Source organism: Mesorhizobium sp. ESP6-5 (assembly GCF_020164695.1).
Taxonomy (GTDB): Bacteria; Pseudomonadota; Alphaproteobacteria; order Rhizobiales; family Rhizobiaceae; genus Mesorhizobium; species Mesorhizobium australicum.
This window is the reverse complement of record NZ_JAIUGR010000008.1, coordinates 282,648-298,816: the sequence shown is the minus strand read 5'-3', so window position 1 is coordinate 298,816 and position 16,169 is coordinate 282,648. Positions and strand designations below refer to the sequence as shown.

Here is a 16,169-nt window from a genome sequence, read left to right as displayed (position 1 = left end):
GCGGCAGGAGTGAGACGCGTAAGTGCCACCAGATTTGGCACTTGGGGGCGAAAGGTTCAAGGAAGAACTGCCTGATGCGGTCTCAGCCGCCCGGATATTCGCTTGCCGAGGCAATGCTTTCCCGTTTTTCGCGGCGTTGCTTTCCACTGCCGGGCCGCCTGGTGCCGGCAGGCTTTGCCTTTGCCGCTGCAGCAAAGCGGCGACTTTCCGCAGTGACGACACATTTCCGTGGCACAAAACGAACGAAGCAACTTTTGACGACGAACGGCGTTGCTTGGGCGATGCCGGTTCGGGAGATGTCGAATGGACAGATTGCAATTCGAGGTGCCGGTGCGCATCGCACCAGGCCCCGGCTTGCCCGTCGAGGAAATCTACAGCGTCGAGCAGGCGCTCGATTTTCTGCAGGATTGGCCGGCACGCCGGCAGGGGCCGGTGTATCAGAAAGCCTTCAATGCCTGTTTCGGTGCCACGGTGGATGTGGTCGAGACCGAAGACGCCTGCCGGGCGTTCATGGCGTTCTGCCGTGTCACCGGACTGATGGCCGGCGACATGATGGTGCCGCGCAAGCGCGGCGGCGAGGCGAGAGCACTGCCGGCCTGAGGGCCGCCGGGTGAACCAGTTCGGGTTCGAAAGTACATGACAATTCGCGTGCGCGACGCATCGGCCGGTCACCGTTAAGCTTCCGTTTCCACCTTCGCTGTTAGCCATTGCTTGTTCGGCAATGGTTGATTCGTTGCGTCAGTTTCATGGTTCGGAAGATGTACCCAGAAAAAGTCCGTGCGTTCCCGATCGATCGTCAGCTATTCTTGGTCAGGGAAGTTGCCGCCAAGCTCGGCAATCTGCATGGCGAGACCGCCACCTCGTTCTGGAAGGCAAAAGCGACGGAGTTGCTCGATCTCGTTGTCGGGACGGGCAGGGACAGAACGGCAGCCAGCGACGAAGTGCGCAGGTTCTTCCTGGCCGTGCAAAGAGAATTGTTGGCTGAGTCGAACAGTGAGTCCGTGCCAGTTCTTTCCGCCTGAAGCGGCGGACGCCGATCAGACGATGGCACCTCCGATCAAACAATGGCACCCCTGATCGAAAATGAGCCTAAGTTTTTAGCCATTCGTTCATATATGCGTGCTTTCTAATTGATCATGGTATTCAACTGCTTCACCCGGATACGGCTGACGGCGGCTGGCATAGGTCGCAGCAGAGCCGCGAACGTCGCCACCATCTTTGCCCTCACCCTGCCGATCGTTGTCGGTGCGGCGGGTTTTGGCGTGGAAACCTCCTATTGGTACTATAACAGCTTGAGACTGCAGGCCACGGCGGATGCCGCGGCCTATGCCGGCGCGCTGGAGCAGATCTCGGGTTCCGATACGCCGACGATCGTCGTGGCGGCGACCCAGTCGGCCGCGACGAATGGGCTTGGCGCAGGCACGATCGTCGTCAATACGCCGCCCGCGTCCGGACCGAACACGGCCAAGAAAGCGGTTGAGGTGATCGTCGGCCAAAAGCTCGATCGGATGTTCACCCTGATCTTCACTCAGACCCAGGTTCCAGAACAGGCGAGGGCCGTGGCCCTCATCACCAATGCTTCGAAGGCCTGCATACTCGCGCTCGATCCGACCGCCTCGCAGGCTGCCCTGTTTTCAGGCAACACCGGCGTGAAGTTCACCGGCTGCTCGGTGATGGCCAATTCGATCGCCTCGGATGCCATCAAGCTTCAGGGATCGGCGGGTCTCCAGGCCGATTGTCTGATAACGGCGGGCGGCGTCTCTCTCAGCAATCCCGTCACCACCGTTTGCGCGGCCCCGATCACCCAGGCGCTGCCTGCCGCGGATCCATTTGCCGGCTTGCCGGCCCCGGCGGTCTCGAACCCCTGCAAGAATATCAATGGCAACAAGACGACGCAAACGATCCAGCCGGGGACCTACTGCAGTGGACTCAGCCTCAGCGGCGATGTCACCCTTTCGCCTGGGGTCTACGTCGTCCAGGGGGGCGATTTCAAAGTGAATGCGAACGCCAACGTCTTCGGTGACGGCGTCACCATCTACCTCGCCGGCGCCTCGCGTGTGTCGATGAACGGCAACGCCACGGTCAATCTGAGCGCGCCGACGTCCGGCAGTTACTCGGGCGTGCTGATGTATGGCGACAGAACGGCCACCGGCGGACAGAGTACCTTTAACGGCACGGCAACCTCGCTGCTGACCGGCGCGCTCTACTTCCCCAGGCAGCAGGTAAACTATCTCGGGAATTTCTCCGGCAAAAGCGGGTGCACTCAGGTTGTCGCCGACATGATCCAATGGTCCGGCAACGCGACCATCAATCAGGATTGCACGAGCCTGGGAATGGGCGATATTTTCGCCGCGCAGTCCGTGATGCTGGTCGAGTAACCTTCCGTGGATCGCCGATCGTACTCAATTCTTAAAGATGAGGTAGGCGCTGCGGCCGTTGAGTTCGCGATGGTGCTGCCCTTCCTGTGCCTGGCGCTGCTCGGCATCGTCGACGGCTGGTCATACGTCACGAGCTCACTGTCGATGCGCGCCGGCGTCAAGACAGCGGCAAACCTGGTGCTGGCTGGGTCGACTGACGATGCGGCAACGCAGGCCGTTGCCCTTTCGAGCTGGGAGAAGCGGCCGGACGACGGACAGGTCACGCTGAGCCGGATCCACAAATGCGGGACGACGGTGGTCGACGCCTCGACGCTGTGCAGCGGACCGAAGTTGTCGGCGGTCTTTGTTCAGATCCAGGCATCGGCCACCTGGACCCCGCCCTTCACCTTCGGCGTCTTTTCCGCCCCCAGCACGATCGGCCACCAGGAGTTGATCCGTGTTCGGTAATGCGAGGGGCTTCAGGGCCGATCGATCGGGCGGAGCCGCGCTCGAATTCGCGCTGATCGCACCGTTCCTCATCATGCTGCTATTCGGAATCTTCGCCTTCGGCTGGTCGATGAATTCGGCCTCAAGCGTTCGGTACACGCTGGAGGCGTCCGCACGGTCCCTGCAGCTTAACAACACGCTGACTCAGGCCGACATCCAGGCGATCGCGACGCAGAAACTGCTTGCGCTGGGTCTGAAGGATGTCAACGTCACGATCGCCATCGATCCCGTGAGCGGCGGCTTTCGCATGGCGCACCTGACCGCTGCCTATGCGTTCGTCATAGACTTCCCGTACTTCAGTGCCTTTCCGATCAATTATGCGACGACCGTTACCGTGCCGCTGGTCGGCAGCTAGACGTGGGCTGTCCCTGCCATGTCGGCGAAGGACGTTTGGAACGGTTCCATTCCGCCCAGTAACAGGCTCTTTTGCCAGCGCGGGATTGTCGAAATTTTTATCCAAGACATCAAGAATCTTTAAACGTGTGCCCTTTACGAAAGCACGTATGGCCTCGTGGCGGAGCGGCTACGCTAGAGACTGCAAATCTCGGAAGCCTCGGTTCGATTCCGAGGCGAGGCCTCCAAAATCCCGATGCGGCTGGATCGTCGGTCCGGGACGGGATTGGAGCCGTCCCTGGTCCATTACGCATTACGCCGAGCGGTTCCGCTTGGGCGCAAAAAGCTCTAACGGAACAGATATCTCGACACCTCGGGGTTGCCGCGGCGCCACATCACGTTATCGAGGAAGTAGTGGTGTACGTTGATGAAAATCAACACGATGAAGAAGAACAGCGACGATCCAAGGACCTCCCGGTCATAGGGGACAATGGCGGTCAGCGCGGTCGGAATCAGCCAGAAGCCCAGACCACCGAGGAGGAGGCCAGCACTGATGAACTCCAGGAGCCGCACTCTGTAGGCCGGACCAAGAATCGACAGGATTCTGGATTGCGGAATTTTTTCGGCATCGCGCACATCACGCTCGACATTGCTCTGATAGCGCCAGACCACCGCCAGGTACTGCAAGGAATGGAGCGCCGGCACTACGAGCAACCAGAGCGGATTTGTCCTTACGATCAGAATCCAAAGATATAGCGACGCGCTGTAGGCGATGATGCCGTTATATGGCAGGCTGCCGCCATTCCTGGTCCAGCGATTGATCAGCATCACAACCGTGGCAGCCGTGGAAGCGGCCGCGGCCGAGAGTGCAATCGCATTGAGCCATGCAGGGGTGGCAAACGTGTAATATTCCAGCCCCAGGTATTTTCCCTGGCTGACCGCCGTGTTCGTCTGAAGCCACGCGAACAGCCAAACGGCATAGCTGTTGACCAGCAGGATTTTCTTGTCCGGATCGGTGAAGAACCGGCGCTTCAGGACGGCATCCACCATCAACATGCCGTAGCCTTGCTTGACGTAGTGCCAACCCACGAAAAAGAACATCGCGTTGGTTGCATTCCCCAAGAGCCGGGCGTTAGCCGTTATCGAGCCATAAGCGAAAAATGCGCCCATGAGCAGGGGAACGACGATGCCGGCGAAGATGTAGCGGATCTGCAGGTTCCTGTCGTATCCGTCGCCACGCAGCTTCCGCCCAAAATTGCGGTAGAAGAGTTGGTAGGAGTGGGCGAAGTGCGGATAGTTGATCAGATAAGCCAGGAAAAGCATCGTCGCCGCAACGAGCCCTTCGTATCTCAGCGGCACGAAATACAGCACCGGCAAAATCAGGAATGCGCTGCCGCCAAGCATCAGAAAGTCCGCGAGCGGACCAAAGAGATGTTTTGGAGGCGTTGCCGCAGGAGCGCGTGTATCCGCCGAAAGGTGAACTGCCATGTGAGCGCTCCCTTACGGTCCATTTAACCACCGGCCCGTTTGCTCGACAAGGTCGAGAATCCGAGCGGTCACCGCAACAGGCTTGAGCATCGGCCGCAACGGACGCCGTGATCCTCAAATTGTCGATTCGGTGCCGCCCTGCCAAATCTGCCGGGCATTCGCTGTGTAGAATCGGGAAGGAGAGACCGAGGCCTGAAAAATCTGGTACGCCCAAGGGGAATCGAACCCCTGTTACCGCCGTGAAAGGGCGGTGTCCTAACCGCTAGACGATGGGCGCGCTCAGACGAAGCGGCTTATACTGGCGTTGCGCGCAACCGGCAACCCGTTAGGTGCCGCCTTGGACAACTTTTTTCCAGCCTGCCAAATCAGCGTTTTCGCGGGGGCGGAAGAGCTTGCGATTTGCGGTGACGTCAGGCGCCCCGGCATCCTCGGGTGTCCGCGATGGAGCTTCGCTCCTGCTCTGCCGGTGGATGTCGAAGTCGGGGACTTCCGCTGGCAGGCTCCAGCCTGCCAAATCGCCGCTAGCCGTCGTCACCGCCGCTGCGCCGGCGGCAGCGCCAGTTCCAGTCACGCTCGGGGCCGACGTCGACATGAACCGATTCGGTGTGGCAGTAGGTGCCGACGCCGCCGCGGCCGGGCATGGTCCTGATGTAATTCGCAAGCTCCCACTTGGAGACGCCGGGCACCTGGATGTCGGCGGCGGCGCAATACATGTGCAGCGAATTCTTGGCGCCGTTGGCGCGACGGTTGCGGGCCGGATCGCGATAGCCCGAGGTCACCATCATCTTGCGGCCGTAATGGCCTTCGATCGTCTTCAGCACGCGCACAAGGGACGGCTTCAGGCAAGCCACGTCGACGCTCTCATTCTGCTTCAAGAGACCGTTGGGCGCGAGCCGAGCCATGCCGGCGGCGGAGGCGACCTGATAGGAGCCGCCCGAGCCTTCGTCCTCGTTGAGGTCGACGTCGCTTTCATCGTCGAGGCCGGATTTGCGCTTGATCTCGAACAGGGCCGTCTGGCGCACGCCGGGCAAGGCGTCACTGCCGGTGATGTGACCGGCATCGCCGCCGAGTGAAGCCAGTTGCAGTGGCTTCTGCGTGGAATCAGCAGAGGCCAAAGTGATGATCGGTTTTGCCGCAGGCGGAGCAGGCTTGGGCTGCACGGCAGGCTGTTCGCCCGATCGGGTGTTGACCAGCGGAGCAGGCGTCGCCGAAGCCGGGGTGGCGCCAAACATCGACGCCAGGAAGCCTTTTTTCTTCGGCGCGTCGGCTTGCGGTGCCTCGCCGGCGGTCACGTACACCGGATTGTTCATCACCGGTGCCGCGGCTGGCGTCGGCGCGGTGGCGGCGGCATCGGCGGCGGCGATCTTCTGGGCGACCGCGTCTGTCTGCTGCGCCGTCTGTACCGGCTGCTGCAAGGACTGCGGCGTCTGTCCCGCGATCGTTTCCGCGCCGGCCGGTATGGTGAGCGGGAAAGTGGCCCCAGGCTTGGCAATCGGTACGTAAGCAACCTTTTCGGGGAGTGCCGTGTCGCTTTCGCTCATCACGGTCGTCTGCTCTGTCGCCACTTGCGACGACGAATCAGCGGCGAGAGGCTTGCCCGCAGAGGCGGCGTGGAGGTCCGATTCGGAAGCATTATAGCCGGGCATTCCAACCGACATTGTCGGATCGCCAGCCGATGTGCAGGAGGCCAGAAGCATGGAGCAGAGCGCTGCCACAATGGCGCGGCGTTCTCCCTTTGCGAGGCTCCATCCTGCTGATTTCAAAGTCAAATTCCCCCTCGGTGTCCGATCGGTATATACCTGGCGCCGACTGGTATTTCCGCGTCAGGTGGACCTTTGTCTCCGATCCGGAAACGAGACCTGTGTCAAATCAGCAAGCCTGTAAGTATTTTTGCAGCGATTGCCGAATTGCGGCCGCTTGATGGTTGACGACACCATTTCGCCCGCTTTTGCGGGGGCGTCAACTCACCAGACATTACAGTCCGTTACACACGCACCTTGACATAGGTCCCGGGAGCATCGCCCAAGGTTTTCATATGCTTGCCGGGTTTGCGGGCAGGCACACGGGTGTTGTCCTTGGCCTCTATCCAGCCTTGCCAGTGCGGCCACCAGGATCCCGGATGGCCGGTGGCGGAGGCTATCCACTGGTCGAAGTCGCCCTTCGGCGGACCGCCGGTCCAGTACTGATATTTGTTGGATGCGGGCGGATTGACGACGCCAGCTATATGGCCCGATCCCGCCATCACGTACTCGACCGGGCCGCCGAAATATTTCGAGCCGAGGAAGACGGACAGAGCCGGCGCGATGTGATCTTCCCGGGAGGCGAGATTGTAGACCGGAATGGTGACATCGCCGAGCGAGATCGTGTGGCCCGCCAGTTGCATCGTGCCGCGCGAGAGGTTGTTCTCGAGATAGCAGTTGCGCAGGTAGAAGGAGTGGTTGGCCGCCGCCATGCGGGTCGAATCGGCGTTCCAGTAGAGCAGGTCGAAGGGCAGGGGGTCCTTGCCGCGCATGTAGTTGTTGACGACATAGGGCCAGATCAGGTCACCCGAGCGCAGCATGTTGAAGGCGGTCGCCATCTTGGTGCCGTCGAGATAGCCCTTTTCGTTCATCGACTTTTCCACCGCCGCGACCTGTTCCTCGTCGACGAACACTTTCAGATCGCCGGCATGGGTGAAGTCGACCTGTGTGGTGAAGAAGGTCGCCGACTTGATGCGGTCGTCGCCTTCCCCAGCCATCAGCGCCAAGGCCGCCGCCAGCAACGTGCCACCGACGCAGTAGCCTATAGCATTGACGTCGCGCTCGCCGGTCGCCTTCTCGATCGTGTCGAGGCCGTATTGCAGGCCTTCCCTGATATAGGCTTCCCAGTTCTTGGCGCCGTGGCGTTCATCCGGATTGATCCAGGAGATGACGAAAACGGTGTGGCCTTGCTCGATCGCCCAGCGGATGAAGGATTTCTGCGGGTTGAGGTCGAGTATGTAGAACTTGTTGATCCAAGGCGGGCAGATCAGCAGCGGGCGCTTCAGCACCGTCTCGGTCGCCGCATCATACTGGATGATCTCGGCGACATCGCTGCGGCCGACCACCTTGCCGGGCGTGGTGGCGATGTTCCTGCCGATCTCGAAGGGTGAATAGTCGGCCTGACGCAGTTTGAGGTCGCCTTTGCCGGCGGCGATGTCCTCAGCCAGCATCTTCATGCCGCGCACCAGGTTTTCGCCGTTGGAGGCGACGGTTTCGCGAAACAGTTCGGGATTGGTCAGGATGAAATTGGACGGCGAGATGGCGTTGGATACTTGCTTGACGTAGAAGCTCGCCTTGTGGCGGGTATGCTCGTCCAGGCCTTCGGCATGGTCGACCAGTTCGGACGCCCAGCGCGAGGTGACCAGATAGGCCTGTTTCAAGAAGTCGAAGAAGGCGTTGCGGCCCCATTCCGGGTCCTGGAACCGCTTGTCGCCGCGCTCCGGCTTGACGGCATCGTCGGCGCCTTCGGCATTGGGGCTGACGCGCTGGATGGCGTTCGCCCAAACCGTCATGTAGCCAGCGAACAGCCGCGTCTGCGCTTCGAGCGCCCGCTGCGGATCGGCGAGCCAGTATTCGCTGAGCTTGGAGAAGGTCTTGACCATGTCGACGACCGGCTCGGCGACCTGGTCGCGCACCTCACCTTTTTCGCGCGGTTCGGCCCATGCGGAAGCCGCCTTGCCAGCCTGCTCGATCATCCGCGCCATGTTCAGCGCGAAGCGTTCCGGGTCCTTCACCAGATATTGCTCGACCGTCGAAGGTCCGCCATCTTCCGCTTTGCCCGAATCGGGTGTTTTGGACATGGTTCGCGGGGTTCCTCCGGAAGCGTTTTCTTGACATATTAACATGGGACATCCGACAGGGTCCAATCTCGCTCTACCCCGGCTGCCAAGGAAACAATATGACGATTAAGTTTGGCGAGACTGTTTTTTTCGGTGCCGGCCACTTTTGCCGCATCAGCGCGGCCCTCATGCTCCTGGCCGTTGCCGGATGCTCGAGCACGAATACCAGCGGTCCGGTGCCGATGGCCACCGACGCGGGCCCGAAGGACACCGGCACCTTTCCGAACCTCAACATCCCGCCGCAGGTGGCGGCGAAACAATTCACCGAGGCCGAGAAGAAAGCCAAGCTCGCCCAGTTGAAGGCCGACGAGAACGGGCAGGGCGCCAAGGGCGGCGGCGCGGCCGTCACCAACCAGGCGGCGCTGACCGATCTCGCCAAGAAACATGGTCCGCAGACCCTGAAGCAGATCGAAGGCAAATGCGACCCCGCCCTCGACCCTACCTGCAAATGAGTATATAGCGCGCGCCCAACGCTCCCTTGCTGTCTGGAACTGCCATGGAAGAATTTCACAAGGTCCGCCGGCTTCCGCCTTACGTGTTCGAGCAGGTCAACCGGCTCAAGGCGAGCGCCCGTTCGCGGGGCGCCGACATCGTCGACCTCGGCATGGGCAACCCGGACCTGCCGACGCCCAAGGCCATCGTCGACAAATTGTGCGAGGTCGTGCGCGATCCGCGCACGCACCGCTATTCCTCGTCGCGCGGGATTCCCGGTTTGCGCCGCGCCCAGGCAAACTACTATGCCCGCCGCTTCGGCGTGAAGCTCAACCCCGACACCCAGGTGGTGGCCACGCTCGGTTCGAAGGAAGGCTTCGCCAACATGGCGCAGGCGATCACCGCGCCCGGCGACGTGATCCTGTGCCCCAACCCGACCTATCCGATCCATGCCTTCGGCTTCATCATGTCGGGCGGGGTCATCCGCTCGCTGCAAGTCGAGCCCGATGACGGCTTCATTCCGGCGCTCGAGCGCGGCGTCCGCCATTCGATCCCGAAGCCGCTGGCGCTGATCCTCAACTATCCATCGAACCCGACGGCACTGGTCGCCTCGCTCGATTTCTACAAGGACGTGGTGGCCTTCGCCAAGAAGAACGACATCATCATCCTGTCCGACCTCGCCTATTCGGAAATCTACTTCGACGGCAATCCGCCGCCTTCCGTGCTGCAGGTGCCGGGCGCCATCGACGTCTGCGTCGAGTTCACCTCGATGTCGAAGACCTTCTCCATGCCCGGCTGGCGCATGGGCTTCGCCGTCGGAAACGAACGGCTGATCTCGGCGCTGACCCGGGTCAAATCCTATCTCGACTACGGTGCCTTCACGCCGATCCAGGTGGCGGCGGCGCACGCGCTCAATGGCGACGGCGCCGATATCGCCGAGGTGCGCGACATCTATCACAAACGCCGCGACGTGATGGTCGATGCGTTCGGCCGCGCGGGATGGACCATTCCGGCCCCCGCGGCCTCGATGTTCGCCTGGGCGCCGATCCCTGAGCCGTTCCGTCATCTGGGCTCGCTCGAATTCTCCAAGCTGCTCATCGAGCACGCCGATGTGGCGGTGGCGCCCGGTGTCGGCTTCGGCGAACATGGCGACGATTTCGTGCGCGTAGCACTGGTCGAGAACGAACACCGGATTCGCCAGGCGGCACGCAACATCAAGCGCTTCCTGTCGGCCAGCGCCAAGCAGCCCAACAATGTGGTGCCGCTGTCCGCCCACCGGTAAATACAAATTCGATCTTATTTGAGGGGCGTCGCCTTCCATGGCTGAAGCACTGCGTGTTGGAATTGCTGGACTTGGCACGGTCGGTGCATCGGTGGCGCGCGTGTTGCGCGACAAGGCGGCGGAACTGACCCGCCAATGCGGGCGCGACATCATCGTGTCGGCGATTTCCGCACGCGACCGGAAACGCGAGCGTGGCATCGATCTGAGCTCCGCGAATTGGTTCGACGATCCGGTCAAGATGGCGCAGACCGCCGAGATCGACGTGTTCGTCGAGCTGATCGGCGGCGATGAGGGGTCGGCGCGCGCCTCGGTGAAGGCCGCGCTCGAAGCCGGCCGCCATGTCGTCACCGCCAACAAGGCGCTGCTTGCCAAGCATGGCGTGGCGCTTGCCGAAATCGCTGAAAAGAAGGGCGTGCTGCTCAATTACGAGGCCGCGGTGGCAGGCGGCATCCCGGTCATCAAGACGATGCGCGAGGCGATGGCCGGCAATTCCGTCACTCGTGTCTTCGGCATCCTCAACGGCACCTGCAACTATATCCTGACCCGCATGGAGGCCGAGGGCGTCTCCTTCGACGTCGTGCTGAAGGACGCGCAGCGGCTGGGTTATGCCGAAGCCGACCCGACCTTCGACATCGAGGGCCATGACACGGCGCACAAGCTGTCGATCCTGACCAGCCTTGCCTTCGGCACCAAAATCGCCGCCAACGACATCTACATGGAAGGCATTTCTAACATTACCCAGGCCGACATCCGTGCCGCCGGCGATCTCGGCTACCGGATCAAGCTGCTCGGTGTCGCCCAGCGCACCGAAAGCGGCATCGAGCAGCGTGTGCACCCAACCATGGTGCCGACTGCTTCGGTCATCGCGCAGGTGCATGGTGTCACCAACGCGGTGGCGATCGAGACCGATATCCTGGGCGAGTTGCTGCTCTCGGGCCCCGGCGCCGGCGGCAATGCCACCGCCTCGGCGGTCATCGGCGACATCGCCGACATCGCCAAGAGCCGGCCCGGCTTTCAGCATGGTCCCGTCTTCGGCCGGCCGGCGAAGGAGCTGAGACCGTATAAGAAGGCGCAGATGCGCAGCCATGCCGGCGGCTACTTCATCCGGCTGACCGTGCACGACCGCATCGGCGTGTTCGCGGCGATCGCCAAGCGCATGGCCGACAACGATATTTCGCTGGAATCGATCGTCCAGCATGCGGTCAGCGGCGAGGCGGCGGCGCAGAAGACGGTGATCCTCGTCACCCACGAGACTACCGAGGCCGCCGTGCGCAAGGCTGTCGACGGCATCACCAAGGACGGCCATCTGACCGACAAGCCGCAGGTCATCCGCATCGAGCGGGCAGGGTAGCAGGCAGCCTCGTTGCCGTGGGCGTAACCACCGGCGGCGTATCTCGGTTCGGTGAGGACGTCCCGCTGCCGCCCGGAACGAATTGGCGTCGGTACCGTTCTCTTGGTCAGCAACCAAGGGAGCCGCTTCATGGCCGATACCAACAAATCCGACGCCCCTGACATCGGCGACATCCAGAAGACGCTGGAAAAGCAGATCGCCGACCTGCGCAAGGAGATCACCAAGATCAACAAGAGCATTTCGCAGCGCAGCGCGGAAATGCTCGATGATGCCAGTGAGCAAGCATCGGATTTCTACGATACTGCCGCTTCCCGCGCCTCGCGGACAGCGCAGCAGTTGCGCAGCCAGGCCCAGTCCGTTTCGGAAGTCGCGCGTGAAAATCCGGGCACGACCACAGCCGTGCTTGGCGTGATCGGCCTGCTCGGCTTTCTGGCCGGGATTGCCGTCGGCCAGTCGATGAACGACACGTCGCGCCGCTGGTATTGACCGCGCCGATATTGAGCCGGCAATGCCGGCTCATTTCTCCGTTTCAGCAAGTCATTTAAGGAGGGCATTATGGCTTCGTCCGTGTTAATCGGCATCCTGATTACATTTCTGGTCATCATTCTCGTTCTCTACCTGGTGCAGCGGCTGCCGCTCGACGCCAGGATGAGGCAGATCGTCCAGGTCATCGTCATCATCATCGGCATTATTTCGCTGCTCAAATACCTCGCGGTTTTCTAGGACCACGAAGACGGCAATTTCTGTTTCGTGCCGGCCCGGTTGATCCCAAACCGGGCCGGCATTGTTTTCAAAAATTCGGTTCAATCGATTGATATTGCTATCCTTTCGATAAACCATCCGGCAGGTCTTGCCGTTGTCATGGTCGTTTGACAAAACAAGCACGCCTCTGGCGGGAGGCGGCATCAAACGAGGATTTGCCGAATGAATGTGGCCCAGAACATCGTCGCCGGCCTTGACCGGATACTCACCATGGAACTGGTGCGCGTCACCGAACGGGCCGCGGTCGCGGCCGCCAGGCTGCGCGGCCGCGGCGACGAAAAGGCTGCCGACCAGGTCGCCGTCGATGCCATGCGTGAGGAGCTCAACCGCCTCGCGATCAAGGGCACGGTGGTGATCGGCGAGGGCGAGCGGGACGAGGCGCCGATGCTCTATATCGGCGAGGAGGTCGGGACCGGCAAAGGGCCCGCGGTCGATATCGCGCTTGATCCGCTCGAAGGCACGACGATCTGCGCCAAGAACCTGCCGAACGCGCTCGCCGTGATCGCGATCGCCGAGAAGGGCAGCCTGCTGTTCGCGCCCGACGTCTACATGGACAAGATCGCGGTCGGTCCCGGTTACGCCGACGGGGTCATCGATATCGACGCCTCGCCGGCCGAAAACGTCGCCAGCCTTGCGCGAGCGAAGGGCGTTGCTGTGTCCGACATCACGGCCTGCATCCTCGACCGTCCGCGCCACGCCAAGCTGATCGATGCCGTGCGCGCCACGGGCGCCGCGATTCGGCTGATCGGCGACGGCGACGTCGCCGGCGTCATCCACACCACGGACGCGGAAGAAACCGGCATCGATATCTATCTCGGCACCGGGGGTGCGCCGGAAGGCGTGCTGGCCGCGGCGGCGTTGCGCTGCACCGGCGGCCAGATGCAAGGCAGGCTGATCCTCGATACGCCGGAAAAGGTCGCACGTGCCGCAAAGATGGGCATTTCCAATCCGAAGCGGATCTATCAAGCGGAAGACATGGCGCGTGGCGACGTGCTGTTCGCGGCCACCGGTGTCACCGATGGCAATATGCTGGCTGGCGTCAAGTTTGGCCGCACATACATCACCACCCACACGATCGTGCTGCGATCGTCATCGCGGACCGTGCGCGAGATCAAGGCCAGGCACCAGGATCTGGATAAGTTCTAGACCTGCTTGCGAAGCCGGGCCGCAGTTGTTAGCCATCTGGCTGCCTCCGATGGCGGCAAGGGTTTAACGATGACACCGCCCGATCGGCATGCGGCCTCTGATGTCTCGGGCGGCCAGCGAACGGGTGCACGGCTGAAAGGCGGAAAGCGTAGTTTTTCTTGAAGTCTCCCGCGGCCTTTGGCTTATCCTGCCGCCAACCATGAGTTGGCAAAGCGCATGATGGGCGAAAGGCGCCTCTTCCTCGATGTCAGGCAGTCGGCAACCGGTCTCTCCTGGGAGCACCGGTTGACCGAACGGCAGGACATGATCGCGCTCGCCATCGCACAGGGTCATGGCGTGCCAGACATCGTCGCGCGCGTTCTTGCCGGACGCGGCGTGGCCGCCGATGAGACCGAGCGGTTTCTCGAGCCGACGATCCGCGACCTGTTGCCGAACCCGGCCTCGCTGACCGATATGGACAAGGCCGCCATCCGCATCGCCGCCGCCGTCATGGCGCGGGAGAAAATTGCGATCTTCGGCGATTACGACGTCGATGGCGCCGCCTCGTCGGCCTTGCTGAAGCGGTTTCTCACGCATTTCTCGGTGCCGTCGGAAATCTATATCCCGGATCGTATTTTCGAGGGCTACGGTCCCAATCCCGATGCCATGCGCGAACTGGTATCGCGCGGCGCGACGCTGATCGTCACAGTCGATTGCGGCACCAACAGCGCCGTTTCGATCGACGCGGCCAATGCCGCCGGCGCCGATGTCGTGGTGCTCGACCACCACCAGGTCGGCGGCGTCTTGCCTGCGGCCATTGCCGTCGTCAATCCAAACCGCGACGACGACCTTTCCGGACAGGGCCATCTCTGTGCCGCCGGTGTCGTGTTCCTCGCCTTGGTCCAGACCGCAAAGGTGCTGCGTGGCCTGAGCGATGTCACGCCGCCCGACCTGCTTTCCCTGCTCGATCTCGTGGCGCTTGCCACCGTCTGCGACGTGGTGCCGCTCACGGGCGTCAATCGCGCCTTCGTCGTCAAGGGTTTGCAAGTGGCGCGACAGCAGAAGAATGAAGGCATGGCCGCGCTGGCACGAGTGTCGCGCGTTGGCGAGCCGATCAGCACCTTCCATCTCGCCTATCTGATCGGTCCGCGCATCAATGCGGGCGGGCGCATTGGCGATGCGGCACTCGGCAGCCGGCTGCTTGCAACGGACGATCCCGTCGAGGCGCAGACCATCGCAGAGACGCTAGACCGGCTGAACCAGGAGCGGCAGCTGATGGAGCAGGAGATGCTCGCCGCCGCGCGCGCCGAAGCCGATGCCGAGCTCGCGGGCGGCAGCGGCCCGGCGATCGTCGTCACCGCCAGCAACAGCTGGCACCCCGGCATCGTAGGCCTGCTTGCCTCACGACTGAAGGATCACGCACGGCGGCCGGCCTTTGCCATCGCCTTCAACGCCAACGGCACCGGCACGGGCTCGGGCCGTTCGGTGTCGGGTTTCGACCTTGGCCGGCTGGTGCGCGAAGCCGCCAATGCCGGGCTCATCGTCAAGGGCGGCGGCCATGGCATGGCTGCCGGCATCACCGTCGAGCGGGCAAGACTGGGTGAGCTCAGGGCCTTCTTCGAGGAGCGGGCAGCCGCCGACGTTTTCAGGTTGCAGGATGAGGAAAGCCTGGCGATAGACGGCGCGCTTGCCGCCGAAGGCGCGACGCTCGGCCTGCTCGATGCGTTGGAAAAGGCGGGGCCCTTCGGTGCCGGGCATGTCGCGCCTGTTTTCGTGCTGCCGCGCCATCGGCTGGCCGACATCAGGCCGGTCGGCACCAACCATATTCGCGCCGATTTACAGTCGGAGAGCGGCGGCCGCATCCAGGCGATCGCCTTTCGCGCCGTCGATACGGTGCTTGGCGAGTTCCTTTCCAAGAACCGCGGCAAGACGGTGCATGTCGCCGGCTCGCTGTCGGGCAATTACTGGAACGGCAACCGTACGGTGCAGTTTCGCATCATCGACGCCGCGCGGGCGTAGGGCGCGCCGGAAACCCGCGCAATTCAGCCGGCCGGCGCATAACGCAGCAACGTCACGCCCTGGGGGAGACTTTGCGTGCCGAGCGGGGTCAGCGCCAGCGACAGGCCGGATTCAAAATATGGCTTGCCGCCACCCAGCACCACGGGATGCATATAGAGCCGGTATTCGTCGATGAGGCCGGCTCGTGCCAGAGAGGCGGCAAGGTCGGCGCCGCCAAGGATGACGAGGCCATCGGCCTGCGCCTTGAGAGATCGTACCGCATCCTCCGCATCGCCATCAACCAGCCGGGCATTGAGCCCGACTTGCCGAAGCGTGGTCGAGAAGACGATCTTCGGCGTTTCGCGCCATGCATGGGCAAAATCCCGCTCGACCTCGGTGGCGCCGGTTTCGCGTTCAGGGCTGTCCCAGAAGCGCATGGTTTCGTACATGCGCCGTCCGGCGAGCACGGCGGAAGCCTGCCTCATCATGTCGTTGAAGTGCTGGTGCAGTTCCGCCTCGGGCACTGGCAAGCCGATGTCCCCGTTCGATCGGGCGATATAGCCGTCCAACGACGTCAGCATGGAATAGACAATCCTGGCCATCGGCACCTCCGCCTCAAGCGACGCAGACACCATAACCAATTGCGTTTGGCAATCAGTTTGCCCTGAGGCCAAT

General features: G+C 62.3%; 16 protein-coding genes and 2 tRNA genes. 13 read left to right on the top strand and 5 right to left on the bottom strand.

Features of this window, described 5'->3' with window-relative positions:
- Positions 1–303: 303 nt before the first annotated feature.
- The 6 genes from LB524_RS15940 to LB524_RS15915 all read left to right on the top strand — a co-directional run bounded on the left by LB524_RS15940 (position 304) and on the right by LB524_RS15915 (position 3,445).
- Positions 304–600 carry a DUF982 domain-containing protein gene (locus LB524_RS15940; RefSeq protein WP_015317559.1) on the top strand — a complete coding sequence of 99 codons (297 nt, stop codon included), beginning with the start codon at positions 304–306 and terminating at the stop codon, positions 598–600.
- A gap of 158 nt (positions 601–758) precedes the next feature.
- Entirely contained in the window at positions 759–1,022 is a 264-nt protein-coding gene (locus tag LB524_RS15935) for a DUF6074 family protein (protein ID WP_140661130.1), read from the top strand.
- Positions 1,023–1,136: 114 nt separating this feature from the next.
- Entirely contained in the window at positions 1,137–2,378 is a 1,242-nt protein-coding gene (locus LB524_RS15930; protein ID WP_224528128.1) for a TadE/TadG family type IV pilus assembly protein, read from the top strand.
- Positions 2,379–2,384: 6 nt separating this feature from the next.
- On the top strand, positions 2,385–2,825 hold the full coding sequence (locus LB524_RS15925) for a TadE/TadG family type IV pilus assembly protein (protein WP_140716654.1): 441 nt from the start codon (positions 2,385–2,387) through the stop codon (positions 2,823–2,825).
- Positions 2,815–3,219, top strand: a complete 405-nt coding sequence (locus LB524_RS15920) for a TadE/TadG family type IV pilus assembly protein (RefSeq protein ID WP_140661131.1) — start codon at positions 2,815–2,817, stop codon at positions 3,217–3,219. Before LB524_RS15925 ends, LB524_RS15920 begins: the two co-directional genes overlap by 11 nt.
- A gap of 150 nt (positions 3,220–3,369) precedes the next feature.
- Positions 3,370–3,445, top strand: a tRNA-Cys gene (locus tag LB524_RS15915).
- A 100-nt stretch (positions 3,446–3,545) separates the two neighbouring features.
- Here the strand turns inward: LB524_RS15915 and LB524_RS15910 are convergent.
- From LB524_RS15910 to phaC, 4 genes are all read right to left on the bottom strand, one after another.
- Positions 3,546–4,685, bottom strand: coding sequence for a hypothetical protein (locus LB524_RS15910; protein ID WP_224528014.1), 1,140 nt, complete (start codon positions 4,683–4,685; stop codon positions 3,546–3,548).
- A 202-nt stretch (positions 4,686–4,887) separates the two neighbouring features.
- A tRNA-Glu gene (locus tag LB524_RS15905) sits at positions 4,888–4,962 on the bottom strand.
- Positions 4,963–5,206: 244 nt separating this feature from the next.
- Positions 5,207–6,454: a YcbK family protein gene (locus LB524_RS15900; protein WP_224528011.1), complete on the bottom strand. Its 1,248-nt coding sequence runs from the start codon at positions 6,452–6,454 to the stop codon at positions 5,207–5,209.
- Between the two features lie 215 nt (positions 6,455–6,669).
- Entirely contained in the window at positions 6,670–8,505 is a 1,836-nt protein-coding gene (phaC, locus tag LB524_RS15895; protein WP_015317566.1) for a class I poly(R)-hydroxyalkanoic acid synthase, read from the bottom strand.
- A 98-nt stretch (positions 8,506–8,603) separates the two neighbouring features.
- Here phaC and LB524_RS15890 point away from each other — a divergent pair, with 98 nt between their 5' ends.
- From LB524_RS15890 to recJ, 7 genes are all read left to right on the top strand, one after another.
- Positions 8,604–8,996, top strand: a complete 393-nt coding sequence (locus LB524_RS15890) for a hypothetical protein (protein ID WP_015317567.1) — start codon at positions 8,604–8,606, stop codon at positions 8,994–8,996.
- 44 nt (positions 8,997–9,040) lie between these two features.
- Positions 9,041–10,258: an LL-diaminopimelate aminotransferase gene (locus tag LB524_RS15885; RefSeq protein WP_015317568.1), complete on the top strand. Its 1,218-nt coding sequence runs from the start codon at positions 9,041–9,043 to the stop codon at positions 10,256–10,258.
- A gap of 37 nt (positions 10,259–10,295) precedes the next feature.
- Positions 10,296–11,609 carry a homoserine dehydrogenase gene (locus tag LB524_RS15880; RefSeq protein ID WP_015317569.1) on the top strand — a complete coding sequence of 438 codons (1,314 nt, stop codon included), beginning with the start codon at positions 10,296–10,298 and terminating at the stop codon, positions 11,607–11,609.
- 129 nt (positions 11,610–11,738) lie between these two features.
- Positions 11,739–12,095 (top strand): hypothetical protein, encoded by a 357-nt coding sequence (locus tag LB524_RS15875; protein ID WP_140723655.1) that lies wholly within the window; start codon positions 11,739–11,741, stop codon positions 12,093–12,095.
- Positions 12,096–12,164: 69 nt separating this feature from the next.
- On the top strand, positions 12,165–12,332 hold the full coding sequence (locus LB524_RS15870) for a Thivi_2564 family membrane protein (protein ID WP_015317571.1): 168 nt from the start codon (positions 12,165–12,167) through the stop codon (positions 12,330–12,332).
- Positions 12,333–12,533: 201 nt separating this feature from the next.
- On the top strand, positions 12,534–13,517 hold the full coding sequence (gene glpX / locus LB524_RS15865; RefSeq protein WP_140791027.1) for a class II fructose-bisphosphatase: 984 nt from the start codon (positions 12,534–12,536) through the stop codon (positions 13,515–13,517).
- Between the two features lie 216 nt (positions 13,518–13,733).
- Entirely contained in the window at positions 13,734–15,515 is a 1,782-nt protein-coding gene (gene recJ, locus LB524_RS15860) for a single-stranded-DNA-specific exonuclease RecJ (protein WP_224528007.1), read from the top strand.
- Positions 15,516–15,538: 23 nt separating this feature from the next.
- Here recJ and LB524_RS15855 read toward each other — a convergent pair whose 3' ends face one another.
- On the bottom strand, positions 15,539–16,096 hold the full coding sequence (locus tag LB524_RS15855; protein ID WP_015317574.1) for a dihydrofolate reductase family protein: 558 nt from the start codon (positions 16,094–16,096) through the stop codon (positions 15,539–15,541).
- Between the last annotated feature and the right edge of the window lie 73 nt (positions 16,097–16,169).